The sequence below is a fragment of the Vibrio sp. 03_296 genome (genome assembly GCF_002265885.1).
This window is the reverse complement of record NZ_NPKW01000285.1, coordinates 1-773: the sequence shown is the minus strand read 5'-3', so window position 1 is coordinate 773 and position 773 is coordinate 1. Positions and strand designations below refer to the sequence as shown.

Below are 773 nucleotides of genomic sequence, written 5' to 3'. Positions count from 1 at the left end.
CGCGTGAGTGCCAACATGATCCTTCCTTACCCTCCAGGTGTGCCTCTAGTGCTACCAGGTGAAGTGGTGACAGAAAGCTCTCGTCCAGTACTGGATTTCTTGGAAATGTTGTGTGAAATCGGCGCGCATTACCCAGGCTTCGAGACCGACATCCACGGCCTATACCGCCAGAAAGATGGTCGCTACACCGTAAAAGTACTGAAAGACTGATTTTCCTGAAATCAGGCCAATGATTTAACGCAACGTGACTACCCCAATAGACGCGTGACCCAAAAGAGAGCCAAACAAACGGCTCTCTTTTTTGTCTCCAATCCGTTAGCGYTCGCTTTTCTCTTAGGCCCCGGCCTAGAGGTTTGTCTGTCGATGTCTATGCACTTAAGAACTGTATGGTGCCGCGCTGGGTGTTCTTCGCGTTGAAGAGCGCTTTGTCGGCTTTGGAAATGAACTGTTCAAGATCTTGGCACTGCTCGCTGAGCGAAGGGTAAAACTGAACGCCAATGGTCACGGTGAGAACATTGGCCACTTGTGATTGTGGATTGGGAATCGCTAACCGAGCAACCGCCGATTGAGTACGTTCGTCTCTTCTGTTCACATGCTTGCTTTGAAATATCTTGAATAAAAATCAGGAACTCATCGCCACCATAACGAAAGCCGATACCTTGCTCGCCACTCCACTGCTTGAGCGTCATGGCAACCATTCTCAACGCTTTGTCACCGGTTAAATGGCCAAAGGTAATCATTGAGATCTTTAAAGCAATCAATATCGACCATAA

The 773-nt window shown here is 48.4% G+C and carries 2 protein-coding genes; one reads left to right on the top strand and one right to left on the bottom strand.

Annotated elements, in window-relative coordinates:
* Positions 1–210, top strand: a 210-nt coding sequence (locus CIK04_RS24035; protein ID WP_142995004.1) for a hypothetical protein, incomplete at its 5' end; no start/stop codon positions are given.
* Between the two features lie 157 nt (positions 211–367).
* On the opposite strand, the gene CIK04_RS33635 is transcribed toward CIK04_RS24035, so the two are convergent.
* Positions 368–592: a diguanylate cyclase gene (locus CIK04_RS33635; protein ID WP_325205763.1), complete on the bottom strand. Its 225-nt coding sequence runs from the start codon at positions 590–592 to the stop codon at positions 368–370.
* Positions 593–773: the final 181 nt, after the last annotated feature.